The sequence below is a fragment of the Tistrella mobilis genome (assembly GCF_039634785.1).
Taxonomy (GTDB): Bacteria; Pseudomonadota; Alphaproteobacteria; order Tistrellales; family Tistrellaceae; genus Tistrella; species Tistrella mobilis.
Window position 1 is genome coordinate 331,226 of record NZ_JBBIAB010000003.1, and the last position, 24,705, is coordinate 355,930.

Consider the following 24,705-nt stretch of genomic DNA (forward strand, 5'->3'; position numbering starts at 1 on the left):
GGATGGAGCCCGCCTGGTCGGCGCAAGAGGAGCTGCGCATCTTCCGCCATGCCGTGCGCGGCTTTCTGGCCACGGAATTCGTGCCCCGGCTCGACGCCTGGCGCGCGCAGGGCATCGTCGACCGCCAGGCCTGGACGGCGGCGGGTGCGATGGGCCTGCTGCTGACCGAGCACGACCCGGATCTGGGCGGTGGCGGCGGCAGTTTCGCGACCGAGGCGATCGTCTACGAAGAGCTGGCGCGGATCGGCGACACATCCTTCTGCAAGGGCGTGCATGAATGCTGCGCGGGCTATATCCGCGCCTATGGCACGCCGGAACAACGGCGCCGCTGGCTGCCGGACCTTGCCGCCGGGCGGCGCATCGGCGCCATCGCCATGACCGAGCCCGGCAACGGATCGGATCTGAAGGCGGTGCGCACCACCGCCCGGCCGCAGGGGGACCACTATCTGGTCTCGGGCTCCAAGACCTTCATCTCCAACGGCGCCTCGGCCGATCTGATCCTGCTGGTGGCGACCGTGGACCCGGCAGCGGGCGCGAAAGGCATCACCCTGCTGGTGCTGGAAACCGACGACCTGCCCGGCTTCCGCCGCGGCCGACGGCTTGCCAAGATGGGCCAGTGCGGCCAGGACACCTCGGAACTCTTTTTCGACGACATGATCGTGCCGGCCACCAACCGGCTGGGGGCGGCCGACGGTCTGGGGTTCGGCCAGCTGATGTCGCAGCTGGCCTATGAACGCCTGATCATCGCGGTGCAGGCGGTGACCTTTGCCGAGCGCGCGCTGGCGCTCGCCGTCGACCATGCCATGACCCGCGAGACCTTCGGCCGGCCGCTGATCGACCATCAGGCGCTGCGCTTCGCCCTGGCCGATGCCCGTACCGAAGCCCATACCGGCCGGGTGCTGGTCGACGACTGCATCGCCCGCATCATTCAGGGCCGGCTGGACGCCGAAACCGCGGCCATGGCCAAGCTCTGGACCACCGAGATGCAGGGCCGGGTGGTCGATGCCTGCCTGCAGGTCTTCGGCGGGGCGGGCTACATGGCCGAACACCCGCTGGCACAGATGTATGTCGATGCCCGCGCCCAGCGGATCTATGCCGGCTCCAACGAGGTGATGAAGGAAATCGTCGCCCGCGGCCTGGCGACATTGAAGGGGTCCCCGCAATGACCGATACCCGGCCGCTCGACGCCCGGCGCGCCATCGACGCCCGCGCGCTCTACGACCACCTGACCGGCAATGGCAGCCGGTTCCTGCGCGTGGGGGAGCTGCTGACCGCGGGGGCGGAAGCCGCCCCCGAGCTGCTGCCCGATGCGCAGACCCTTGCAGCCGAAGCCGCCCGGCCGCTTTCGGCCAAGACCGGGGTGGAGATGGCCCAGGCGCTGTTCCTGCAGGCGATCTTCGCCGACCGCGCCCGCGGCCTGCATCTTTGCCATGCGATGCAGCTGCCCCGCCCCGAGGCCGCCGCCAATGCCGCGCGGCTCGCCCGGGACGGCGTGCTGGATCTGGGTCTGGTCCGGGTGGAACGGCACGGCCGGCTGCTGGTGGTGGAGAACCGCAATGCCGGCCGGCTGAATGCCGAGGACGTGCCCACCATCGACGCGCTGGAACATGCGGTCGATGCCGCCCTGCTGGACGAAGAGAGCACCGCCTGCATCCTGCGCGGCGGCGTGGTCGACCATCCCCGCTATGCCGGGCGCCGGCTGGCGGGGGCCGGGCTGAACCTCACCGATCTCTACGAGGGCCGCGTGCCCTATGTGATGTATATCGAGCGCGAAATGGGCTGGGTCGCCAAGGTCTTCCGCGGCCTGGCGGCCCCCGACCGCCTGCCCGACGAACTGGCCGAGACGCGCGAGAAGGCCTGGATCGGGGTGATCGACGGCTTCGCGATCGGCGCCGCCACCCAGGCGCTGCTGGTCTGCGACGCGGTGGTGGCAGAGGCCGGCAGCTGGTTCAACGTGCCCGCCCGCAAGGAAGGGCTGGTGCCGGGCTGCACCAATCTGCGCCTGCCGCGGATCATGGGCGACCGGCTGGCCCGCCAGATCATCATGAACGGCCGCACCATCCGCGTGGACGAGCCCGAAGCCCGGCTGCTGATCGACCGCGTGGCCGAACCCGACGGGCTGGAGACCGCGATCGACGAGGTGGCGGCCGATCTGGTCGATGGCGGCGTGGTCTCGATCGCCGGCAACCGCCGCGCCTTCCGGGTGGCCCAGGAACCGCTGGACCTGTTCCGCGCCTATCTTGCGACCTATACCCGCGAGGTGGCGGTCTGCCATCTGAGCCCGGCGCTGGTCGCCAATCTGGAGCGGCACTGGACCGGGCGGAAGGCGCGCGGCTGAGCGGCTCAGGCGGTCGCGACCCAGCCCCGCCAGGTGAAGGCGGCGAAAAACAGGCTGACGTCGCGGAAGCCGCCCTCCTCCAGGATCGCGGTGTCGGTGGCGGGGTCGAAGGTCATCAGGCTGCGGCGCACCGCTTCGCGGGCACCGTTGGTCTGTTCGACATCCACGCCCATCGACACCGCATAGGCGGCATAGCGCGACAGCCAGAGATCGCGTTCCGCCGCCCCTTGCGGAAAGCTGGAATGGGCGGCGACGAACGGCGCGCCGGGCACCAGGCGGCGGTGGATCCCGGCCACCGTCCGCCGGCGTTCGGCCGCGTCGAGGAAATGCAGGGTCAGCAGGCAGGTCAACGGCCGGGGATCGCGCGGCAGCGGCGCTCGGATCAGACCGCCTCGGCCGGGGTGTCGAACAGGAAACAGCCGGTGATGCGGTGCCGGCCGTCGACCATCTGCAGCGTGTAGACCGCCATCACCACCCCGCCTTTGCGGGTCTGCAGCATGGCCCGCTGCACGAAGCGGCCGTCGGCAAGGCGCCAGGCCGGGCCATAATCCACCCGCACGGGCCGGATCACGGCCGGATAGGCATGGTGCACCATGCGCAGAAAGCGATCGGGCGTGCCGAACCGCGCCTGAAGGGCGGGTGCCGCCATGGCGAACGCCGCGGCGGCATCGTCGCGGGCCAGCGCCGCAAGCTGGCGGTCGATGGCGGCAATCACCGCCGACCGCTCGGCCGCATCGGCCGCCACGGCCACGGGAGCCGCGGTCCGGGCCGGATGATCCGCCCGCGGGTGATCGGCCGCAACCACCACCAGCGCCGTGCCGATCAGCAGCGATGCCGCGATCTTGATCCATCCCCGGCCGATGGCCGGCAAGCCTTGCTGACGGGACATCTCCGGGCCTCCCCCCTGTCGCCGCGCGCGTACCCCATGTTCATGACATGGGGTGCCGCGGGGGAAGATCCAGGGTGATCAGGCGGTTGCAAGGCGCGGCTGGCGAAGGCCCAGGAGCTGAAGCTCGACCAGCACCGCCACCACCACCGCCTGGCCGATGACCAGCGCATAGCCGGGGCCCGTCGGCTCCACCCAGCCCAGAACCAGAAGGGCGATGCTGTCGACGACCCAGAGCAGGTTCAGGATGGCGAGCGTGCGCACCGCCCCGCGGGGCAGCGGATCGCGCGTCGCAATCAGCAGAATGCCGCCCGCGATCACCACCAGGGCGATACCGGTAGCGGTCAGCAGCCCGCGCGGCAGGCCGGTCAGTTCGGCGACCGGGCCGCCGGCGATCAGGAACAGGGCAGCCATGCCAAGCCCGCTCAGGGCATCGAACCAGAGCACGCGGCGCAGCAGGGTCGGGTTGACGGTCATGACGGGTCTCCTTCAGGGAGCAGTGCCGGACGGGGCCCCTTGCCCGCCGTCCTGCCCCCATCAGACACCGGCGATCCCCCGCCGGCGATTATGCCGGAGGTAATGATCACGATGACGTTATGCCCCCCTTATCATGAGGCTTTGTCATGAGGCTTTCATCGATGTGGCCGCATCATGACCCGCGACGAAACCGGAAACGCTCCCCATATATAGTCGTCCCACCCGAGGCCGCAGCTCTTGCGGCCACCTTCGGAACGGACAGGAAAACATGACCGATGCCGAGCTTCATGGCTGCCTCGACTTTATCCGTCAGACTGAAAAGCTGAAGGACGTCCTGCGCAATTCCTACACCGCCTCCGGCCGTCACGAGAGCACTGCTGAGCACAGCTGGCGTCTGGCCCTGATGGCGATGGTGCTGGGCCCGGATCTGGGCCGGGATGGCGAGCCGGTCGACCTGCTGCGCGTGCTGAAGCTCTGCCTGATCCACGATCTGGGCGAGGCGATCGGCGGCGATGTGCCGGCGATCCGGCAGACCGGCGGACCGGACAAGGCGGCGCAGGAACGCGCCGACCTGATCACCCTGATGGAACCGCTGGATGCCGCACGCCGCGCCGAATTCCTGGCGCTCTGGGATGATTACGAGGCGGCCGCCACGCCGGAGGCCCGGCTGGTCAAGGCGCTCGACAAGATGGAAACCATCATTCAGCACAATCAGGGTGCCACCGCCCCCGATTTCGATCACGGCTTCAACCTGGATTACGGCCGTCGCTATGCCGAGGGTCACCCGCTGCTGGCCCGGCTGCGTCGCCTGGTCGATGCCGACACCCGCGCACGGATGGCGGAGGTGACCCCGCCGCCCAGGCGCACCGGCTCGGAGGGGTGATGATCCGCCACCGCCTCAATCGGGCATGACCTGATCAGGCATGATCTGATCGGGCATGGCCTGATCGACCATGGCCAGCAGCTCGTCGCGCCCGGCGCCGTCGCGGGCCTGGATCGACATGCCCTGGATGACGGCGCCGTAAAGCCGGGCCAGGGCCCCGGCATCGGTTCCGGCAGGCCAGCGCCCGGCAGCGATGCCGCGGCGGATGCAGGCGGCGATGGCCGCAATGGTATCGCGGCGCAGCCGTGCGGTCTCCGCCGCCACCGCATCATGCTCGGGCGCGCAGGTGATCAGGGCGGTGGAGATCAGGCAGCCGGCGGGTTGGCCGGGATCGGTGAAGGCGATGGCGGTTTCGCGCAGCAACCGCCGGATCGCCGCCCGGGGATCGGGCTCCTCGTCCAGCGCGCGGATCGTGAACAGCCCCGGCCCCGCACGATAGGCCGCCATCACCTCGCGATACAGCTCTTCCTTCGACCCGAAAGCGGCGTAGAGGCTGGGCGGGGTGATGCCCATCGCCTGGGTCAGGTCGGCAACCGAGGTGCCCTCATACCCCCGTTCCCAGAACAGGCGCATGGCGCGTGCCAGGGCCGCATCACGGTCGAAGCTGCGCGGGCGGCCACGGCCCTGACGCGGGGCCGGGGATGGGGATGACGGGTTTTTCATAGCGATCGATATATATTTCTGTTGCGCGGGGACAGGCATCTGCTCATTAATATAGCGACTGCTATTAAAATGGAGAAGCGCCATGCGCAGCCTGTCCGTCGCCGCATCCCTTGCGGCGGTCACGCTCCCCCTCGCCCTGACGCCGGCCGCAGCCGACGACAAGACCAAGGCCGACAGGACCACGGGACACAAGACCTTGGGCGCCCGGATCGACCGGGTGGTCGACACGGCGATCGCCGAGGGGCGGATCGCCGGTGCCGTGGTCCTGGTCGCCGAGGACGGCCGGCTTGTCCATCGCCGCGCCGCCGGCCATCTGGACCGCGAGGCGGGCCTGCCGATGCGCGAGGATGCGATCTTCCGCTTCGCCTCGGTCAGCAAGCCCTTCGTGGCGGCGGCAGCGCTGGCCCTGGTCGATGACGGGGTTCTGGATCCCGACGCGCCGATCACTCGCCATCTGCCCGGTTTCCAGCCGGCAACCACAGATGGCGACCGGCCGGTGATCACGCTGCGCCAGTTGCTCAGCCACACCGCCGGGCTCGATTACGGTTTCTTCCAGCCGGCCGACGGCCCCTATGCCCGGGCGGGCATCTCGGACGGCCTGGATGATCGCCCCGGCCTGACCCTGGCCGAAAACCTGCGCCGGCTGGCCCTGGTGCCGCTGCGCAACCGGCCGGGTGCGGCCTGGCATTACTCGCTGGCGATCGATGTTGCCGGCGGGCTGATCGAAGCGGCGACCGGCCGCCCCCTGCCCGATGTGGTCCGCGAGAAGGTGACCGCGCCCCTCGGCCTTGAAGACACCGGCTTCACCGTCGCCGACACCACCCGGCTGGCGGTGGCTTATATGGACGGTCCCGAAGGCAGGGTCCCGCGGCGGATGGCGGCGGCCGAGGCGGTGCCCTTCGGCGGCAGCGCCGTGCATTACGCGCCGGGCCGGATCCTCGATCCCGATGCCTGGCCATCGGGTGGTGCCGGCATGGCGGGGACCGCCGCCGATGTCCTGGCGCTGCTGGAAGCGATCCGTACCGGCGGCGGCGGGGTGTTGAGCCCCGGAATGGCGGCGGCTTTCGCCCGCCCGTCCACCGGCGACCTGCCGCTGGACGTGAGCGGCCCCGGCTGGGCCTTCGGGCTCGGCGCCGCGGTGCTGACCGATCCGGTCCTGGCCGGCAGCCCGCAAAGCCCGGGCACATGGGCCTGGGGTGGTGCCTATGGCCATTCCTGGTTCGTCGATCCGGTCCGGAAGCTGACCGTCGTGGCGATGACCAACACCGCCCTCGCCGGCATGACCGGGGCCTTCCCGGATGCCCTGCGCGATGCGATCTATGCCGACTGACCGGCCCCGCCCTGACCAACCCAACCCTCACCAGTCCCGCCCTCGGGCCAGAGGGCCGCAACCGTTCGGGCCACGATGGCCGGCACGGTGTCGCCGGGCGCGATGGCCAGCCGGCCGTCGATGATCAGCATCGACAGGCCGTGAACCAGTGCCCAGCGCGCCCGAGCCAGATCGGGATCGATGTCGGGGGTTGCCCCCATCGCATGGGCGGCTTCGGCATCGGCGGCGATCAGCTGTTTCTGGGCCGGATCGAGCGGCCCGACCATCAACCGGAACAAGCCCGGATTTGCGCAGGCGAAGCTGACATAGGCCTGCGCTTGTGCCAATGATCGCGACCGGGGATCAACCCCCTGATCGGCCGCGGCTTTCAGCGCCGCCCCCAACTCGCGAAAGCCCTGCGCGGCCAGCTCGGCGAGCAGCGCCTCGCGGTTCTCGACATGGCGATAGGGCGCCATGGCCGAGACGCCCGCCTGGCGTGCCACCTCGCGCAGCGACAGCCGGTCATGGCCGTCCGCCTCGACCAGGCGGCGGGCGGCCGCGATCAGCACCGGCTTCAGATCGCCGTGATGATAGCCGTGGGATTGTCGTGCCGCACCCGTCTCCCCCATTGACGTCCCTCTCCTTCGCCTTAATGTTTACGATGTAAACATATGAGGGGCGGCCGGTCCAGTCGCCGGCAAGAGACAGGATCAAGGGGGCGAGGCATTATGATCGTCGTGCATCATCTGAACAATTCGCGCTCGCAGCGCGTGCTCTGGCTGCTGGAAGAGCTGGGGCTCGACTACGAGATCCGGCGCTATGAGCGCGACCCGGCAACCATGGAAGCGCCGGCCAGCCTGAAGGCGGTGCATCCGCTGGGCAAGTCGCCGGTGATCACAGATGGCGACGTCACCGTGGCCGAGACCGGTGCCATCGTCGACTACATCCTGGAGCGTTATGGCGATGGCCGGCTGGTGCCGGCCGCCGGCACGCCCGAGCGGCTGCGCTGGCGCTATTGGATGCATTATGCCGAAGGCTCGGCGATGCCACTGCTGGTGATGAAGCTGGTGCTGATGCAGGTACCCGCTCGCAGTCCGGTGCTGATCCGGCCGCTGGCGCGCAAGATCACCGGCGCGATCAATGCCGGCTTCGTCGACCCCCGGCTCAACACCAACCTCGCCTTCTGGGAAGCGGAACTCGCCCGCGGCCCCTGGTTCGCCGGGCCCGACTTCACCACCGCCGACATCATGATGAGCTTCCCGGCCGAAGTGTCGGCACAGCGCATCGAAGGCGCGCGCAACGCCACACGCGTGCAGGATTTCGTGAAACGCATCCACGCCCGCCCGGCCTTCCGCCGCGCCCTGGAGCGCGGCGGCGCCTATGCCTATGCCGACTGACGCCCGCCCGAAAGCCCGGCGTCACCCCTGAAGGCCCCCGCTCCCGCACGGTCCCGTGCGGGAGCAAGCCGCCATTGCGGCGGCGGCCAAGGGGTGCGGAAGCACCCGCTTGGGCCGAGGGACCACAAAGACTCCCGCCATTGCGGCGGCGGCCAAGGGCGCGGAAGCACCCGCTTGGGCCGAGGGACCACAAAGACTACTCCATCCAGGCGATGTCGGTGATGGGGGCCGGTGCGCCATCCACCAGGCGAAGCGGCGTGGCCTTGCCCGTGGCCAGATCCAGCTTGTGGATCACCCCGCCATTGACCATCCAGCCGGCCTCGCCACCCATCTCGGTCGAGACGATGTTGAAGGCGATGGGGGTGTCGACGGTGACGCCCAGCCGGCCGATCGCGGTCAGCACGCCGTCATTCGGCGGTGCCTGCTTCACCAGGGCGCCGATCGTGGCGTCGATGTCGTAAAGCGCGGTGGCTTCGGCCTTCCGGCCGGTGCGCGAATTGGTATAGGCGCCGGCCACGATGTTCGGGGTCTCGCCCTTGTGCATGTCGGCATAGGCGAGCCGGCCATCGACCACCGCCTTGCCGTCGTCGACATTGACCCTGAGATTGGTGCCGTCGGGCGTCATCACCCGCAGCCGGTCGGCGGCCGGGTTGAAATCGACCGTCACACCATGGCGGGCCGACAGCTTCTCCGACAGGGTCGCCCGCACCGTCGCCTCGCCGGTGCCGGGATCGATGGTGACGATCCGGCCATCGCCCGCCAGGCCGTAGAGCCGGCCATCCGCCGGCCGGACATCGATGCCGACCAGGCCGGGCACGCCCGAAATCGCGACCATGCCGGTCACCTTGCCGGTGGCCGGGTCGATCTGCACCAGGCTGCTGTCACCCGCAAGCCCCACCAGCGTGCCGGCAGAGGCCGTGGTCATGCCCGGCATCATCGCCAGCATCGGCAGGGCCAGAGCGGCCGTGGCGGCAGCCCGGACGGCGCCGGTCTTCAGGTATTGAAAGCGTGTCATGGTCGGCGTCTCCCTCTCGTTCGGGGGCGGCGTCGGCGGGACGATCGGGTCCCGCTCCACCCATCAGGGAAACAACGCTGCGACCGGTCGGGATGGATGCACGGTCGTGGCGGATTTTTCCGTCCAGGCCTGCCCGGGCTGCCGGCGGGCGGGCCGGGTTGGACATTTTGCAATGCATTATTTCAAACGTTCAATTGACTCGCGGGAAACTTTCCCCTACATAAGACCTGCGCTCACGAAAGGATCGGTCAGGAAACCCGGCGGACACTGTCGGAAACAGCCGGTCCCTGTTGAACGCCCTGATGACTGGCAATTCGGCGGCGCAGGCTGCGTCTCCCCGGCAGATCCGCCGCCGTTGCTCATCCGTCATCGGTCCCCCTCCTCTCCCCCATGAGTGAGCGGTGACGGATGTCGTCTCGGACGCCCGGCCCCTGGTGGCCCGGGCGTCCTTTTTTTTGGGAGAGAGGAGTCTGTTTGGCCCTCGCCGGGCGGGCGCTCCGCGCCCTTGGCCGCCGCCGCAATGGCGGCTTGTTCCCGCACGGGGCGTGCGGGAGCGGAGCCTGCATGGCTGAGATCGAGCCTCTGATCGGTCAGCGGCTGGGGCGATCAGCCGATAGGGGCGGTCAGGCCGGAGATGCGGATGGGGCTGCCGGGTTCGGGGCCGAAGCTGGCGTGGATCAGGCTGGGGCGGCCCATGTCTTCGCCCTGCACCACCTGGATCGCCCCTTCCTCCAGCCAGCGGATGTCGCGCAGATAGCCGGCCAGCGCCGCCGCCGCGGCGCCGGTTGCCGGGTCCTCGTAGACCCCGCCGATGGCAAAGGGGTTGCGGGCGTGGAAGCGGGTGCGGCTTTCCGCGGTCACGAAGATGAAGGTGGCGAGCGACTGTTCCGCCTGCAGCGCCGCACCGCGCGCAAAGGCATACCCCAGCTGCGACAGGCGGCGGCGATCCTTCAGCGCCACCACCAGATGGTTGGCGCCGGCATGGATCAGCCGCACCGGCAGATGCGGGTCCAGATCCGCATCCGTCAGCCCGAATTCCTCCAGCACGCGCCGCACATAATCCGCCGGCGGCAGCCGGGTCCAGGTCGGCGGCGAGGTCAGCGCCGCGGCCCAGCCATCGCCTTCCGGGATCGCCTCGACCGTGATCCGGCCGGCATTGAGGGTAAGATCATAGACCCCCGCCCCCACGCGGGCGCCAAGCGCCGCCCCAAGGGCGATGGTAGCATGGCCGCAGAACGGCACCTCCTGGCGCGGCGCGAAATAGCGCACCCGCCAGCCGCCCGCTGCCCCGCCCTGATCGGGAACCGCAAAGGCGGTTTCGGAATAGCCGACCGCCTTCGCCACGGCCAGCATCTCGGCCTCGGTCGGCCAGCTGTCGGCAAAGACCACCCCGGCCGGATTGCCGCCATCGGCATCGGCGGTATCGGGGGTGAAGGCGGCAATCTTGAGCACGGTCTCTGGCTTCAACACAGTCTCATCCCTCCGGTTGCCGCTGTCTTGAGGATGACCGTATGATGGTGACACCTGATGCTCAATCCCGATAGTGTCACGGTACACTTTTGACCGGAAGGCAGAACACCCATGCGCCGCCCCTCGGACTGGACCCCCCGCCTGGCTGCGGGTGACGGCGCGCTGGCCGAACGGCTGGCCGCAGCGCTTGCCGACGACATCGCCCGCGGCCGCATCGCCCCGGGCGACCGGCTGCCGGCCCATCGCGATCTGGCCTGGCGGCTGGAAATCGGCCTCGGCACGGTCACCCGCGCCTATGCCCTGCTGGAACGGCGCGGGCTGGTGGTGCCCGAACGCGGCCGCGGCATGTTCGTGGCGGTGCCGCCCGCCCAGCCCCCGGGGCCGGTGGATCTGTGCGTCAACACACCGCCGCGCATGCTCGATACCCAGGCGCTTCGTGCCTCTCTGGCCCGGCTGGCGGCACGGATCGACATGTCGGGTTTCGGCAGCTACACGCCATCAGCCGGCACGCCGCAGCATCGGGCGATGATGGCGCGCTGGCTGGCCCGCGACCGGCTGGAGCTGCCGCCGTCGCGGCTGATGCTCACCTCGGGCGCCCAGCATGCCCTGGCGGTGGCGATCGCCACCGCCACCGGCGGCCGGCCGGGCACGATCCTGACCGAAAGCCTGACCTATCCCGGCATCATCACCATCGCCCGCCATGCCGGCCACCGGCTGCAACCGGTCATGGTCGATGACCAGGGCATGTGCCCCGACGCGCTGGACCGCGCCCTTCACACGGCGATGCGGGATGGGCGCCCGGGACGACGGCTGATCTACATCACCCCCACCCTGCACAACCCCACCGCCGCCAGCATGAGCCGCGCCCGGCGCGAGGCGATATCGGGTGTCGCCGCCGCCCATGATGCGGTGATCGTGGAGGACGACGTCTATGGCGTCTTCGCCGCCGGGGACATGCCGCCGCTGACCGCGCTCGCGCCCGATCGCTGCCTCTATGTCTCGGGCCTGTCGAAGAGCCTGAGCCCGGGGCTGCGCATCGGCGCCCTGGCGGTGCCGCCCGCCTTCCTGGAAGCCGCGGCCGATGCGCTCGCCGCCGGCGCGACCATGGCCCCGCCGCTCGGCTGCCTGCTGATGGAAAGCTGGCTGGAAGACGGAACCGCAGAGGCCGTGGAGCAGGCCGTGCGGGCGGAAAGCCGCGCACGCACCGCCCTCGCCCGCCGGCTGCTCGGCAAACATGTCGCGCCCCAGGAAACACCCGGCTTTCACATCTGGCTGCCGATGCCGCGCCCGCGCGCCGAAGCCCTGGCAATGGCCGCCGCCACCCGCGGCATCCGCGTCACCCCGCCCTCGGCACCGATGGTCGATGATCGCCCGGGCGCCCCTGCGGGCCTGCGCCTCTGCCTGGGCGGGCCATCGCCCGAGGCACTGACCACCGCCCTCAACGACATCGCCCGTCTTGTTGAGGAACGGGACACGGATCCGGCTGCCTATGTTGCAGTTTAGGCCAGATAACGGGAAGAAGTGACGACTACTATACGTTATGATGCGTCGCAGGCCCCCGACGGATGGGACGATGAGCCCCAACAGCCTGCAAGGACATCATCATGCGCGGATCGATCAGACATCATGCGGCCGCAGCTGTCATGGGTGCGGCTGCATTCCTGCCGGCAGCCCCGGCCGATGCCAAAAGCCTGGATTTCGACGTCACCGCCTACACCGACAACCAGACGCTGCATCCAAGCTTCTATTGCGAGCAGACCGGCGGGTCCAACACCACCCTCTCCTATCCCTACAAGCCGTCGGGCATCGAGTTCATGGGGACCACAGAGTCGGGCACATGCGACGTCTCGACCTATCTGGAACCGCACAGCGCCTTCAATTTCCACGCCATGGCCGGCAACACCAGCGCCCGGGAAATCTCCTATCAGATCAATCTCTACAATGATGAGATCGAGGGTACCCAGATCACGCAGCAGGCGGCGCAGTTCTTCACCTACGGCAATGCGTCCTATGTGCTGAATTATGGCATCACCGACCTGCCGATGCCGTTCAACGACACCGCCTATCTCTATATCGGCAACGACCAGTCGGACTGGATGGCGGAACTGACCGGCAGCAGCGGCTATGCCGGCATCACCTTCGGTGATCTGCTCCTGCCCGCCGCGCATGATGCCGGCATGTTCCAGATTTCGGACAGCAACGCCGCCACCAGCAATCTGAAAGGGGTGTGCGGCACCAACGTGCCGGCCGAGTTCAACTTCCTGTGCCAGGAGGCGGAGTACGGCATAACCGCGCTTCAGAACGCATCGCTGACCCAGAAAGATGTGATTTACGACCAGCTGCGCATCGGCACCCGCTATTTCGACATCCGCCCGGGCTATCCGATCGGCGATGCCAAGGCCAACGACACCAACACCACCCATATCCACAATTTCATCCCCGGCGCGCCGCTTGCCGGCATGCTGGACGACGTCTCGCGCTTCCTGGGTGAACATACCGGCGAAATCGTCGTGCTGCGGATCCAGAGCAACGGCATCGATCACGGCTACTATCAATTCATCTCCAGCACGGATCTGACCGCGGCGCTGGATCGCCATATTGCGGCCGGCATCGGCTATCGCCTGGTCGATGACCTCTCGACCCTCTCGGCCCAGACGCTGAAATCCGTCGTCGGCGCCGGCAAGCGGGTGATCGTGGTCTATGGCGCGGAGAAATCCGCGACCAACCCGAACGGCATTCCCGACATCAACGACAGCTATAACGACAATGACTATCAGGCATCAATCCACAGCCCCACACCGGTCAACGGCGACGTTGCCACCACGCTGCAGGCCTGTTCCGGCGGTGGGGCCCAATACACGCTGCTGCAATTGCAGAACACCGCCAGCGGCGCATTGGTGCCTTTCTACACCCAGATACAGTACTCGCCGCTGATCCTCGATGCAGCAGAGGTGATCGGCAACAGCGATTTCGGCAACATCCTGCAGGGCACCAAGCCCTGGTTCGATGCCGTCAACTATCCCTGGCTGCAGAGCAGCGACGCGCTGGCAGGGCTGGTCGCCTGCCACATGCCGGTGGTGATCCAGAACGATTTCGTGGATGTGGCCCTCAGCTCGCATGCGATCGGCCTGTCCAAATACCGCCACGACAACTGAACCGGGCACCGGTCCTGGTGGTCAGGGCCCGCCGTCAGGACCGGTGGCACCGGGTGATCGCGCGATAATCCTTGCGCGGTCCCCGCACCCGGATGTCGGTGGAAAAGGTCTGCGGCAGGTTCAGCCGGATGGTCGCCTCGTAAAGATCGGCGCCGCAGAGATGGCTGTCGGCCGCCTGCAGGCCGCCCGCGTCATCGGCCGCGAAATCCAGCGTGACGAAGCGGGCGCCGGGGGTGGCGCCGTCGGCGAAATCGATCGCGATCCGGCCATCGCCCAGCAGCCGCCAGGTATAGGCGCGAAAGACATCGAGCCGGCGGCCATCGGGCAGTTCCAGCGTGCCGGTCTCGCGATACTGCAACGCCCTGCGGTCGTCGCCGGGGGTGAACACCGCCTCGCCGCTCATCCGGCCCTGATCGGGGATCTCTCGCGCCAGCCGCCAGAGCCCGGCCAGGCCTGCAAAGGCCGCCGCCACATCCACCCGTTTCAGTCCTCCTGCAGCCGACCGGCCCCTTCGTGGCCGAACACGTCCTGACCGAACAGCACCGCCACTTCGGCCAGGGTGCCGAGGGCGATGTCTGGCCGGGCATGCCGGCCGCTCAGCCGATATTGCGCCGGAAGCACCGGTCCATGCCAGAGGAAGCGGCCGAGCGCTGTGCCGTCATGAAGCAGATCGGGCATCACCCCCAGCTTTTCCGCCAGCGCATCACACATGGCGGGATAGTCGGCATGGGGGAATTGCGGCCGCGGCCGGGCATCGCGGATCGCCCGTTCCGCGGCAACGGCGCGCTCCAGGTCGAACGGATCGGGCCGGGGCAGTTTACCCGCCAGCACCGCCGCCGCCCAGCGGGCCTGAAGCTCCATCACCCCGAAATAGGGGCCGCGATACATGCCCACGAAGGCCAGATCGGGCACGCCCTCAGGGAAGACGCAATGGCCGAGCAGAACCGGCTGCAGCCGGTCATGAGGGTCGTGGCCGATCGCCTCCAGAATGCCTGGGGCCAGCATGGCGAGGGAGGGGCGGTAGCCGGTGGCGCAGATCAGCACGTCGAACCGGCTCTCGCGCCCGCCTTCCTGCAGGGTGAGCCTGGCCGGGTCGAAATCCGCCGCCCGCGCCAGCTCCAGCCGGCCCGACCGCACCGCCGCCGGCAGGGCATCCGAGATCACCATCGGCGCCGCCAGATCGTCCTCGGGCACATCGAGCAGCGGGTGCAAAAGGCGCTGATCACCGGCGATGCCGTCGAGCCAGGACCAGCGTTCCCGCCCGGCCGTCGCCCCGTCCAGCGCGGCCAGACGCTGGGCCCGGGCACGAGAATTGATCACCAGATCCATCGGCAGGCGCAGACGGACGCGGTCGTCGCCGGCATCGGCCGGCACGAAGCCTGCCTCGGGCAGCACCGGCACCGCCCGCGGCACATACCAGGCCGGCCGGCGCATCAGCATCACCGTGCGCTCGGCCACCCCGGCAATCTCGGCGGCGATGTCGGCCCCGGAAAAGGCGCTGCCCAGCACCGCCACCCGCTTTCCGGCAAAGGCGGCCGGGTCCCGATAGGCGGCGGCATGCATCACCGGCCCGCCGATCGTCAGCCCCTGGGGCATCAGCGCTTCGGCAAAGACGCCCGAGGCCACGATCACCGCATCGGTGTCGTGGGTCTCGATCCGTCCGTCCGCTTCGACCATCAGGCGGAAACCGGGGGTGCGCGGGATCACCGCCATCACCCGGTGGCCGGGGCGGATCGCCTCGTCCAGGCCGAAACGGGCAGCATAGCCGGCAAGATAGGCGGCAACCCGCCGCCCCTCGGGGAAAAGCGGCGTGGTCCGGTCGTGGGGATGGTCGGAAAAGACGCAGCTGTAGCGCGACAGATTGGTGCGGAGACTGTTCCAGACCAGACCGGGTTCTGTCCACAACCCGCCCGGCCGGTCCTTGGCTTCGAAGGCGACCGCTTCCAGCCCCTCTTCGCGCGCGGATTTGAGCGCGGCAAGACCTGCGGGCCCCGCCCCGATGATCGCGACCCTGCGTGCCAACTGCCCGTCCCTCATCCCTCGGTCGATGCCGTGTCCGGAAACCTCCGCCAAAAATCAGAGAGCCTGATCCTGAGGCGCGATCATCCGTGAACGATCATAAACCAGACGTCGCCAGAGATGCGAGAGCCGAGGGACGGGAAAGTTCAGCCGAGGCGCGCCAGGATCTGATCCTCGGCCACGGTGTCGCCCTCCGCGACCAGGATTTCGGTTACGGTGCCGTCCACCGGCGCATTGACCGGGATCTCCATCTTCATCGATTCCAGGATCAGGATCGGCTCGTCGGCCGCAACCCGGCCGCCGGCCGGCACCTCGATCTTCCACACCTTGCCGGCGATCTCGCTGCGGATCACTGTGTCAGCCATGGCACGTCTCCTCATTTCTTCTGGGGGGATAGTCTCTTCAAGCGGCCGGTCAGGACGCCAGGATCTCGGCCGTCAACCCGGTATGGACCCGACCGGCGCGGAAGGCCGGATGGCCGATGGCCCGGCGCAGGAAGGGGATGTTGGTCCGGATGCCTTCGATGACGAAGCCCGCCAGGGCGGCATCCAACCGGTCCAGCGCCTCGTCGCGGGTGGCGCCGCGCGCGATCACCTTGGCGACCAGCGGATCGTAGAACGGCGTCACCCGGCCGCCCTCGCGATAGCCGGAATAGACCCGGACGGCCTCGGCGACGGGGGGCACGAAGCGGGTCAGCCGGCCGGCCGAGGGCAGGAAGCGCACGGGATCTTCGGCATAGACGCGGGCCTGCACGGCATGGCCGCGCGCCTCGGGCCGTCGGGGCAGAACCTGGTCCAGCGGCTCGCCCAGGGCCAGGCGGATCTGGGCGGCGACGATGTCGGTGCCGGTCACCTCCTCGGTGACGGCGTGTTCCACCTGCAACCGGGTGTTGACCTCCAGGAAGGCGAAACCCGTGCCCTCTTCCCACAACATCTCGACCGTGCCGAGATTGTCGTAGCCGAGCGCCCCCATCATGCCGGCGATGCGATCGCCCAGTGCCCCGACCTCGGCCCGGTCGAGCCCGGGGGCCGGCGCCTCCTCGATCACCTTCTGGTGGCGGCGCTGCAGCGAGCAGTCCCGTTCGGACAGGCAGACCGCCCCGCCCCGGCCATCGGCCAGGATCTGGAATTCCACATGGCGCGGCCGTTCCATCAGCCGCTCCAGATAGATCTCGGCCGAGCCGAAACTGCGCGCGGCCATGGTCCGCGCCCGCTCCAGCGCCTTGTCGAGTTCCGCCGCATCGCGCGCCGCCAGCATGCCGATGCCGCCGCCGCCCTGGGCGGGCTTGACCAGCACCGGATAGCCGATGGCATCGGCGGCGGCACGGGCCTCGGCCGCGTCCGCGCCCAGAAGGCCGCTGCTCGCCCCCATCGGCATGCCCTGTCCTGCCATCAACCTGCGGGCTCCGGTCTTGTGGCCCATCGCTTCCAGCCAGCGGGCATCGGGACCGATGAAGCAGAGCCCGGCCGCGCGCACCGCGGTGGCGAAGGCGGGGTTTTCCGACAGGAAGCCATAGCCCGGATGCACCGCGGTCGCCCCGGTGGCGGCCGCCGCCTCCAGCAGTTTCGGGATCGACAGATAGCTGTCGGCCGGCGTCTCGCCGCCCAGCGCATAGACGTCGTCGGCCAGGTCCAGCCATGCCCCCTCGGCATCGGCATCGGAATGGACCACCGCCACGCCCAGCCCCAGGCGCCGGCAGCTTTCGATGACGCGCGGCACCACCGCGCCCCGATTGGCGATCAGGACCTTGGCAGACATGGGCGTTTCCCCGGCAGATTATTTTAAACGTTTGTTTGTCTTGAGAGGCTAGCCCATGCCCCGGGGTGAGACAAGCGCGATCCCCATCCCGCCACCGCCGGAATTGACAGAGAATATGTTATGTTATTACATTGCTCTTATGATCGATGCCACCGCCCTCCCCCATCCGGTTCCGCCCGGGGTCGCCATCCTGCATCCGCATGCAGGGGCGGCCTCGGCCCCGCTGCGCGCGCGACCGCCGCATCTGCCCGGCGTGGCGGTCACCGGCTGCGACCGGGCGCCGGGGCTGGCGCTGACCCTGCGCGACACCGCGATCGGCATCTGGTGGCGGGATCCGCCGCCGGTGGTGGCACTGCTGGATCAGGCCGCGGATGCCGCCCTGCCCGACGGGCGGCTGACCGTCGGGGCGGATCCCGCAATGATCGCCGCGGCCGCGGAGGACCTGGTCGGCACCGGCGGTCTGGCACTGCCGACGGCGCAGGCGCTGATCGCCGACCTGACCCAGGTGCTGACGCGCTTCGCCGCCGTCTCGCGGGCCCGTCATCTGGCGATCCGGCTGGAGGTGGTCTCGGGCCCCGCCTGCAGGCGCTTTCATCAGGACCATGTCCGGGCGCGGCTGCTGTGCAGCTATCGCGGCCCCGGCACAGAGCTGGCCCCACAGACGGTGGACAGGGATGCCGGGCCGGCGGCCCTGTGCCTCGGCACCGGCCATGTGGCGGTGCTGCGCGGCCATCGCCACCCGCTGGGCGCCGGCCGGGTGCTGCACCGGTCGCCCCAGGGGGTGAGCGCCCCCCGGCTGCTGCTGGCGGCCGATGCCGACCCGGACTGAAGCTGTTCCCCCGACTGCAGCTGTCAGTTGATCCGGGGCACCGGCTTCCCGAAAATGGCGGGGTCCGCCATCCAGGAAGGCCCCGGCATGAGTACCGCCCACGCACGGACGACGGCCCACAAGGCCGCCTCTTTCGGCGACCTGCTGCGCGACTGGCGCCAGCGCCGCCGGTTGAGCCAGCTGGCGCTGGCCAGCGAGGCCGAGATTTCCACCCGCCATCTCAGCTTCATGGAGACCGGCCGCGCCATGCCGAGCCGGACCATGGTCCTCAGGCTGGCCGAACAGCTGGAGGTGCCGCTGCGCGAGCGCAACGAGCTGCTGGTGGCGGCCGGCCATGCCCCGGAATTCGTCGAACGCCGGCTGGACGATCCGGCACTCGGCCCTGCCCGCCGGGCGGTCGAGCTGGTGCTGAAGGCCCATGAGCCCTTCCCCGCGATCGCGCTGGACCGGCACTGGACGATCATCGCCACCAATGATGCGGTGGCGCCGATACTGGAAGGGGTGGCGCCGCATCTTCTGACTGGCGCCATCAATGTGATGCGGCTGTCGCTGCACCCGGAAGGGCTGGCGCCGCGGATCCTGAACCTGGCCGAGGTCCGCGCCCATCTGCTCGACCGGCTGCGCCGGCAGATCGACATGAGCGCCGACCCGGTGCTGATCGATCTGATGGCCGAGGTGAAATCCTGGCCGGCGCCGATCCATATCGCAACCGCCGCCCTCGCCCACGACCCCTATGGCGGGCTGGTGGTGCCGGTGAAGCTGGCGAGCCCGGCCGGCCCGCTCACCCTGTTCAGCACCACCACCGTCTTCGGCTCGCCGCTCGACATCACGCTTGCCGAACTTGCGATCGAGACCTTCTTTCCCGGCGATGAAGCGACGGCCCGGGCCTTCCGCGGTCAGCGCCCGTAGCGCACCTCCAGCACGGCCTTGCCCAGCGCATGGGCGTTGGCGAAAAAGCCGATCAGCGCCGGCATGGCCTCGGGCGTCGCCACCGGCAGGGCCTCGATGCCCAGCGCCGTCAGCGTGAAGACATAGCGATGCTCGCGCCCCTCGGGCGGGCAGGCGCCGCCATAGCCGGGGACGCCGAAATCGGTGCGGGTTTCGACCGCACCGGCGGGCAGGCGTGTGGCATCGCCCGAGGCGCCGGTATCGAGGCCCTGCGCATCGGCCGGGATATTCGCCACCACCCAATGGGTCCAGCCGATACCGGTGGGGGCATCCGGATCATGCGCCGTCAGCACGAAGCTTCGGGTGCCCGCGGGCGCCCCCTCCCAGGTCAGCGCCGGAGACCGGTTGCCGCCGTCGCAGCCGAAGCCGTATGCGGCCGACAGCACCTGCGCGGCCGGCATCCGGCCATCGGGCATGTCGGGGCTGGTCAGGCGGAAGTCGCCGGCCGATGCAGGCATGGCGATCAGGGCCGCCATGGCGGCGGCTGCGACGGCGGAACAGATCCTGGCAGGCATGGGGGAGCACCTCACAGCGGGTTGTCATACTCGCGATGGTGCCCGTACATGCATGCCGTCGCGCGCCCGATCCGATCGTATCGCGTGCCGATCCGATCAGGCCGAGAGACGTGTCGGGGCCGGGGTCGGGGCCGAGGTCGGAGTCGGGGTCGGGGCCGGTACCGGCTCGGTCTGGTCGCGGATCGCTGCGGGCGGGTGGCCGAAGCGCTGGCGGAAACGGGCGGCGAAGCGCGAGGGGCTGTCATAGCCGACCAGGGCCGCGACGGTCGCCACCGGCTGGTCGGTCACCTGCAGCAGCATCAGCGCATGGGCCATGCGGGTCTCGGTCACCAGATCGGTGAGCGAGGTGCCCTCGGCCGCCAGCCTGCGGCGCAGTGTCGCCTCGCTCATGGCAAGCTGCGAGGCCACCTCCGCCGCCCGCCAGGGGGCCGCCAGATCGCCTGCGACCAGGACGCGGATCCGCTGCGCGATGGCCGGCGGCACCGGCGGCGGGAAGGCACCGCCATGATGGGCGATCCAGCCCAGAACCTCGCGCATCCGCTGCACGGCCACGGTTTCCGGCACCGCGGCCGGATCGGCGACCGCCGCCCGCGCCCGCTCATAGGCTTCCAGAAAATCCGGCGCCATGGCCGGGATGGCGAGGGCTCGGGCAATCGGCCGCACGGCGTCGGGCACCGCGAAGCCCGCGATCACGGCCTGATCGATGACCAGGAAATCGGCGGCATAAACCCCGCCGTCAGGCCGGTTGACCACGTCGAAGACCTCGCCGCCCGCAATCGCCGCCGCCCCGCCGGCCGGGATCACCGTCTCGGTCCCGGCCGCGCGCAACAGCTTGAGACCGCGGCGGACCACCATCAGGGTCGGCTGATCGACCGCGATCCGGGTCAGCAGCAATTCCCGGCGCTGCAGCACCCGGGCGATCACCCCCACCCCGTTGCGCAGAATCACCCGGCGATCCGTCAGCATGTCTTTCACCTCTCACCGCGCCTGCGATCGCCCCGGGGCGTGGCGACGGGGCTTCCCGTGCACGCCCGGCGCGCTATGCTGCGACCCCGACGAGATCCCTTGCCCGGGCCGATGCTGTCCGGACAGTCTTCCCCCGCCGGCACCGGCTTCGCAAGGCTTGCATGTTCATGGCGCTCTCCACACAGGCGCGCGGCACCGCGCTTGCCACCGCAGGCATTCTGACCCTTACACCAGACACGCTTCTGGTGCGGTTGATCGCCGCCGATCCCTGGCTGCTGCTGTTCTGGCGCGGCGGGCTGATGGCGCTGACCATCCTGATCGCCTGGTGGGCGGTGACCCGCGAACCGCCCTGGCGGGCGCTCACCCGCATCGGCCGCACCGGCTGGGCCTCGGGCATGGCGCTGGGGCTTGGATCCGTCTGCTTCATCCTGTCGCTGAACTACACCGCGGTCGCCAATACGCTGGTGATCATTTCCTCCGGCTCGCTGTTCGGCGCGCTGCTGTCGCGCGCCTTTCTGGGCGAGCCGGTGCCGCTGCGCACCTGGGCCGCCATCGGTGCGGCCCTGGCGGGCATCGCCCTTCTGGTCTTCGGCGGCCGGATCTTCGGCGACGATACGGCGGGCCAGACCGGCAGCCGGCTGGGCGACCTGATCGCGCTGGTCGCCGCCCTGCTGATGGCGATCCATCTGGTGATCCTGCGCGCCAGCGGCGGCCGCATCCCCTCAACCCCCGTGGTCGGGGTGGGCGGGCTGACCTGCTGCATCACCGGCCTTGCGGTCGCACTGGGCCTTGGCCTGCGGCCGCTGCTGCCGGATGCGGATGTCGTGCCGCTGGTGCTGGTCTACGGGCTGGTGGTGCTGCCGGTCTCTTTCGCGCTGATCTCGTCCGCGCCCCGCTACATTCCGGCGGCCGAGGTCAGCCTGATCATGCTGGCAGAGGCGGTGATCGGCCCGTTCTGGGTCTGGCTGGCGGTCGATGAAGTGCCGCCCACCGCCACCTTCGCCGGCGGCGCGGTGGTGCTGACCACCCTGGTCCTGCACGGCATCGCCGGTTTCCGCGCCGAGCGGCGCCGGCGTCTGGCCTGAGGGTCAGCCGGGGCTCCGGCGCATCAGCGCCGTGGCGAGCCCGGCCCCGATCATCAGCGTGCCGCCGGTGCGGTTGACCGCCCGCTGCACGGCCGGACGCCGGATCACCCGCCGCGCCCGCGCGGCCCCCAGCCCGTAGAGCGACACATTGAGGACGGCGAGGCCGATGAAAGTCGCCTCGAGGATCGCCATCTGCGGCAGCAGCGGCGCCGTGGGGTCGATGAATTGCGGCAGGAAGGCCACGAAGAACACGATGCCCTTGGGGTTGAGCGCGGTCACCAGCCAGGCATGCAGGAACACCCGGCCGAGCCGGGTTTCAGCGGGCGGCGCCTCGGCGACCAGCCCCGCCGCATCGACGGCGACCGGCGCCCGCCAGAGCTTCAGCCCCAGCCAGACCAGATAGGCGGCGCCCGCGATCTTCACGATGGTGAAGACGGTGGCCGAGGTGGCAAGCAGCGCCCCCATGCCGGCCATCGACGCCGTCATCGCGGTCAGATCCCCCAGCGCCACCCCGCCAACCACCGCACCGGCGGTGCGGCGGCCATGGGACAGCGCATAGGAGATGACCAGAAGCACGGTCGGCCCCGGCATGACGAGCAGCGCCGCCGAGGCGGCGGCGAAGGCGATCCAGGTTTCAGGCGACATAAAAAACTCCCCTCCCGATGGTCTCGGGAGAGGAGCAATCCACGGATCCGCGTCCGCGACAAGAGGCAGCTGGTCTCAGTCCGCGAAGGCAGAGCCCGGCCTCAGTCCGCGAAGGCAGAGCCCGGTCTCAGTCCGCGAAGGCAGAGCCCGGCCTTAATCCGCGAAGGCAGAGCCTTCGGGCCGCGGCTGGGTATAACCCAGGCGCAGGTTCAGCTTCTCCAGCAGGTCGATCGCCGCCTCGGCGATGACCGTGCCGGGCGGGTAGACCGCAGCGGCGCCGCCGTCCAGCAGGGCCTGGAAGTCCTGGGGCGGGATCACGCCGCCGACCACGATCATCACATTGTCCTTGCCCTGGGCATCCAGTTCCGCCCGCAGTTCCGGCACGAGCGTCAGATGACCGGCGGCGAGGGAGCTGGCACCCACGACATGGGCATCGGTTTCGGCCGCGGCCTTTGCTGCCTCTTCCGGGGTCTGGAACAGCGGGCCGATTTCGACGTCGAAGCCCAGATCCGAGAAGGCGGTGGCGATCACCTTCTGGCCGCGGTCATGGCCGTCCTGACCCATCTTGGCGAGCATGATCCGCGGCGCGCGGCCGTCCAGATCCTTGAAGGCGCGGATCATCTCGCGCGCCCGCTCGACCACCGCATTGCCCTCGCCCACTTCCGGCAGATAGATGCCGCTGTTGACGCGGATCTGTGCCGCATGGCGGTTGAAGACCTTCTCCAGTGCGAAGGAAATCTCGCCCACCGTCGCCTTGGCGCGGGCGGCCGCGACCGAGAGTTCCAGCAGGTTGCCATTGCTGCGGGCGCCGGCTTCCAGCGCGGCCAGCGCCGCATCGACATCGGCCTGGCTGCGCTCGGCCTTCAGCCGCGCAAGCTTTTCCAGCTGCTGGCGCCGCACACCCTCGTTGTCGACCTTCAGCACCGGAATGTCGTCTTCCTGATCCGGACGGTAGCGGTTGACGCCGACCACGCTTTGCCGGCCGCTGTCGATCCGGGCCTGGGTGCGCGCGGCGGATTCTTCGATCCGCAGCTTGGGCACGCCGGCCTCGATCGCCTTGGTCATGCCGCCCAGCGCCTCGACCTCTTCGATATGGGCCAGCGCGCGCTGCGCCAGATCATGGGTCAGCCGCTCGACATAATGGCTGCCGCCCCAGGCGTCGATCAGCCTGGTCAGGCCGCTTTCGGTCTGCAGGAACAGCTGGGTGTTGCGGGCGATGCGGGCCGAGAAATCGGTCGGCAGCGCGATCGCCTCGTCCAGCGAATTGGTGTGCAGGCTCTGGGTCTGGCCGGCGGCCGCCGCCATCGCCTCGACGCAGGTGCGCGCGACGTTGTTGAACACGTCCTGCGCCGCCAGCGACCAGCCCGAGGTCTGGCTGTGGGTGCGCAGCGACAGCGAGCGCGGATCCTTGGGATTGAAATGCTGCTTCACGAGCTTCGCCCAGAGCAGGCGCGCCGCCCGCATCTTGGCCGTCTCCATGAAGTAGTTCATCCCGATCGCCCAGAAGAAACTGAGCCGCGGCGCGAACCGGTCGACATCCATGCCGGCGGCGACACCGGCGCGGATGTATTCGATGCCGTCGGCCAGCGTATAGGCCAGTTCCAGATCGGCCGAGGCGCCGGCTTCCTGCATGTGGTAGCCGGAGATCGAGATCGAGTTGAAGCGCGGCATCTCCTTCGCCGTATAGGCGAAGATGTCCGAGATGATCCTCATCGACGGCGCGGGCGGATAGATATAGGTGTTCCGCACCATGAATTCTTTGAGGATGTCGTTCTGAACCGTGCCGGTCAGCTTGTCGTGCGGCACGCCCTGTTCTTCGGCCGCCACGATATAGAGCGCCATCACCGGCAGGATCGCGCCGTTCATGGTCATCGACACGCTCATCTGATCGAGCGGGATGCCGCTGAACAGGGTGCGCATGTCGTAGATCGAATCGATCGCGACACCGGCCATGCCGACATCGCCCTTCACCCGCGGATGATCGCTGTCATAGCCGCGATGGGTGGCAAGGTCGAAGGCGACCGACAGGCCCTTCTGGCCGGCCGCGAGATTGCGGCGGTAGAAGGCGTTGGAGTCTTCCGCGGTCGAAAAGCCCGCATACTGGCGGATCGTCCACGGATTGGTGGCATACATGGTGGGATAGGGGCCGCGCACATAGGGCGCCACACCCGGATAGGTGCCGGTGAAGTCGATGCCGGCCAGCGCATCGGGCCCGTAGGCCGGCTTCACCTCGATGCCTTCGGGCGTGACCCAGGGCTCGACCGCGGCCGCCACATCGGGGGCGGCGGCAGGGGTGACGGCGTCGAAATCCAGGGCGGCGAAATCGGGAAGCGTACGTGCCATCGGA

General features: G+C 69.3%; 25 protein-coding genes. 10 read left to right on the forward strand and 15 right to left on the reverse strand.

Features of this window, described 5'->3' with window-relative positions; genetic code table 11:
• Positions 1–2: 2 nt before the first annotated feature.
• Positions 3–1,166, forward strand: a complete 1,164-nt coding sequence (locus WI697_RS06230; protein ID WP_345957825.1) for an acyl-CoA dehydrogenase family protein — start codon at positions 3–5, stop codon at positions 1,164–1,166.
• Positions 1,163–2,338, forward strand: a complete 1,176-nt coding sequence (locus tag WI697_RS06235; RefSeq protein WP_062769099.1) for an enoyl-CoA hydratase/isomerase family protein — start codon at positions 1,163–1,165, stop codon at positions 2,336–2,338. Before WI697_RS06230 ends, WI697_RS06235 begins: the two co-directional genes overlap by 4 nt.
• A gap of 5 nt (positions 2,339–2,343) precedes the next feature.
• Here WI697_RS06235 and WI697_RS06240 read toward each other — a convergent pair whose 3' ends face one another.
• The 3 genes from WI697_RS06240 to WI697_RS06250 form a co-directional block, all read right to left on the reverse strand.
• Entirely contained in the window at positions 2,344–2,688 is a 345-nt protein-coding gene (locus WI697_RS06240) for a class I SAM-dependent methyltransferase (protein WP_345957826.1), read from the reverse strand.
• A gap of 32 nt (positions 2,689–2,720) precedes the next feature.
• Positions 2,721–3,227 carry a DUF4864 domain-containing protein gene (locus tag WI697_RS06245; RefSeq protein ID WP_345957827.1) on the reverse strand — a complete coding sequence of 169 codons (507 nt, stop codon included), beginning with the start codon at positions 3,225–3,227 and terminating at the stop codon, positions 2,721–2,723.
• A gap of 78 nt (positions 3,228–3,305) precedes the next feature.
• Positions 3,306–3,701 (reverse strand): hypothetical protein, encoded by a 396-nt coding sequence (locus WI697_RS06250; protein ID WP_345957828.1) that lies wholly within the window; start codon positions 3,699–3,701, stop codon positions 3,306–3,308.
• Between the two features lie 268 nt (positions 3,702–3,969).
• Between WI697_RS06250 and WI697_RS06255 the strand changes: the two genes are divergently transcribed.
• A complete protein-coding gene (locus tag WI697_RS06255; protein WP_345957829.1) occupies positions 3,970–4,584 on the forward strand; it encodes an HD domain-containing protein in 615 nt (204 codons plus the stop codon).
• Positions 4,585–4,599: 15 nt separating this feature from the next.
• Here the strand turns inward: WI697_RS06255 and WI697_RS06260 are convergent, their stop codons facing one another.
• The gene (locus WI697_RS06260; RefSeq protein ID WP_345957830.1) at positions 4,600–5,247 is read right to left on the reverse strand and encodes a TetR/AcrR family transcriptional regulator; all 648 of its coding nucleotides are present in this window, start codon (positions 5,245–5,247) and stop codon (positions 4,600–4,602) included.
• An 82-nt stretch (positions 5,248–5,329) separates the two neighbouring features.
• Between WI697_RS06260 and WI697_RS06265 the strand changes: the two genes are divergently transcribed.
• On the forward strand, positions 5,330–6,577 hold the full coding sequence (locus tag WI697_RS06265; RefSeq protein WP_345957831.1) for a serine hydrolase domain-containing protein: 1,248 nt from the start codon (positions 5,330–5,332) through the stop codon (positions 6,575–6,577).
• On the opposite strand, the gene WI697_RS06270 is transcribed toward WI697_RS06265, so the two are convergent.
• Positions 6,565–7,185 (reverse strand): TetR/AcrR family transcriptional regulator, encoded by a 621-nt coding sequence (locus tag WI697_RS06270; RefSeq protein ID WP_345957832.1) that lies wholly within the window; start codon positions 7,183–7,185, stop codon positions 6,565–6,567. The genes WI697_RS06265 and WI697_RS06270 overlap by 13 nt on opposite strands.
• A gap of 99 nt (positions 7,186–7,284) precedes the next feature.
• Between WI697_RS06270 and WI697_RS06275 the strand changes: the two genes are divergently transcribed.
• Positions 7,285–7,953, forward strand: coding sequence for a glutathione S-transferase family protein (locus WI697_RS06275; RefSeq protein ID WP_345957833.1), 669 nt, complete (start codon positions 7,285–7,287; stop codon positions 7,951–7,953).
• A gap of 196 nt (positions 7,954–8,149) precedes the next feature.
• Here WI697_RS06275 and WI697_RS06280 read toward each other — a convergent pair whose 3' ends face one another.
• Positions 8,150–8,968 (reverse strand): DUF4394 domain-containing protein, encoded by an 819-nt coding sequence (locus WI697_RS06280; RefSeq protein WP_345957834.1) that lies wholly within the window; start codon positions 8,966–8,968, stop codon positions 8,150–8,152.
• Between the two features lie 606 nt (positions 8,969–9,574).
• Positions 9,575–10,438, reverse strand: a complete 864-nt coding sequence (locus tag WI697_RS06285; RefSeq protein ID WP_385997755.1) for a PhzF family phenazine biosynthesis protein — start codon at positions 10,436–10,438, stop codon at positions 9,575–9,577.
• Between the two features lie 111 nt (positions 10,439–10,549).
• On the opposite strand from WI697_RS06285, the gene WI697_RS06290 reads away from it, so the two are divergent.
• Together WI697_RS06290 and WI697_RS06295 are read left to right on the forward strand one after the other, a co-directional pair.
• On the forward strand, positions 10,550–11,941 hold the full coding sequence (locus WI697_RS06290; protein WP_345957836.1) for an aminotransferase-like domain-containing protein: 1,392 nt from the start codon (positions 10,550–10,552) through the stop codon (positions 11,939–11,941).
• 140 nt (positions 11,942–12,081) lie between these two features.
• Positions 12,082–13,593: a PI-PLC domain-containing protein gene (locus WI697_RS06295; protein ID WP_345957837.1), complete on the forward strand. Its 1,512-nt coding sequence runs from the start codon at positions 12,082–12,084 to the stop codon at positions 13,591–13,593.
• A gap of 34 nt (positions 13,594–13,627) precedes the next feature.
• Here WI697_RS06295 and WI697_RS06300 read toward each other — a convergent pair whose 3' ends face one another.
• The 4 genes from WI697_RS06300 to WI697_RS06315 all read right to left on the reverse strand — a co-directional run bounded on the left by WI697_RS06300 (position 13,628) and on the right by WI697_RS06315 (position 17,370).
• Positions 13,628–14,071, reverse strand: coding sequence for a DUF6314 family protein (locus WI697_RS06300; RefSeq protein WP_345957838.1), 444 nt, complete (start codon positions 14,069–14,071; stop codon positions 13,628–13,630).
• A gap of 5 nt (positions 14,072–14,076) precedes the next feature.
• On the reverse strand, positions 14,077–15,615 hold the full coding sequence (locus WI697_RS06305) for a flavin-containing monooxygenase (RefSeq protein WP_345957839.1): 1,539 nt from the start codon (positions 15,613–15,615) through the stop codon (positions 14,077–14,079).
• Positions 15,616–15,758: 143 nt separating this feature from the next.
• Positions 15,759–15,977, reverse strand: coding sequence for an acyl-CoA carboxylase biotin carboxyl carrier protein subunit (locus WI697_RS06310; RefSeq protein ID WP_014748422.1), 219 nt, complete (start codon positions 15,975–15,977; stop codon positions 15,759–15,761).
• A 49-nt stretch (positions 15,978–16,026) separates the two neighbouring features.
• Positions 16,027–17,370, reverse strand: a complete 1,344-nt coding sequence (locus tag WI697_RS06315) for an acetyl-CoA carboxylase biotin carboxylase subunit (protein WP_345957840.1) — start codon at positions 17,368–17,370, stop codon at positions 16,027–16,029.
• Positions 17,371–17,509: 139 nt separating this feature from the next.
• Here WI697_RS06315 and WI697_RS06320 point away from each other — a divergent pair, with 139 nt between their 5' ends.
• Entirely contained in the window at positions 17,510–18,199 is a 690-nt protein-coding gene (locus tag WI697_RS06320) for a DUF1826 domain-containing protein (protein WP_345957841.1), read from the forward strand.
• Between the two features lie 87 nt (positions 18,200–18,286).
• Positions 18,287–19,108 carry a helix-turn-helix domain-containing protein gene (locus tag WI697_RS06325; RefSeq protein WP_345957842.1) on the forward strand — a complete coding sequence of 274 codons (822 nt, stop codon included), beginning with the start codon at positions 18,287–18,289 and terminating at the stop codon, positions 19,106–19,108.
• On the opposite strand, the gene WI697_RS06330 is transcribed toward WI697_RS06325, so the two are convergent.
• Both WI697_RS06330 and WI697_RS06335 read right to left on the reverse strand, forming a co-directional pair.
• Complete coding sequence (locus tag WI697_RS06330; protein WP_345957843.1) at positions 19,096–19,662, reverse strand: YbhB/YbcL family Raf kinase inhibitor-like protein; 567 nt, start codon at positions 19,660–19,662, stop codon at positions 19,096–19,098. The genes WI697_RS06325 and WI697_RS06330 overlap by 13 nt on opposite strands.
• Before the next feature lie 96 nt (positions 19,663–19,758).
• Complete coding sequence (locus WI697_RS06335) at positions 19,759–20,628, reverse strand: helix-turn-helix transcriptional regulator (protein ID WP_345957844.1); 870 nt, start codon at positions 20,626–20,628, stop codon at positions 19,759–19,761.
• A gap of 167 nt (positions 20,629–20,795) precedes the next feature.
• Between WI697_RS06335 and WI697_RS06340 the strand changes: the two genes are divergently transcribed.
• The gene (locus WI697_RS06340) at positions 20,796–21,713 is read left to right on the forward strand and encodes a DMT family transporter (protein WP_345957845.1); all 918 of its coding nucleotides are present in this window, start codon (positions 20,796–20,798) and stop codon (positions 21,711–21,713) included.
• Between the two features lie 3 nt (positions 21,714–21,716).
• Here WI697_RS06340 and WI697_RS06345 read toward each other — a convergent pair whose 3' ends face one another.
• Complete coding sequence (locus tag WI697_RS06345) at positions 21,717–22,358, reverse strand: LysE family translocator (protein WP_296714459.1); 642 nt, start codon at positions 22,356–22,358, stop codon at positions 21,717–21,719.
• Between the two features lie 153 nt (positions 22,359–22,511).
• Positions 22,512–24,701: a methylmalonyl-CoA mutase gene (gene scpA / locus WI697_RS06350; RefSeq protein ID WP_345957846.1), complete on the reverse strand. Its 2,190-nt coding sequence runs from the start codon at positions 24,699–24,701 to the stop codon at positions 22,512–22,514.
• Positions 24,702–24,705: the final 4 nt, after the last annotated feature.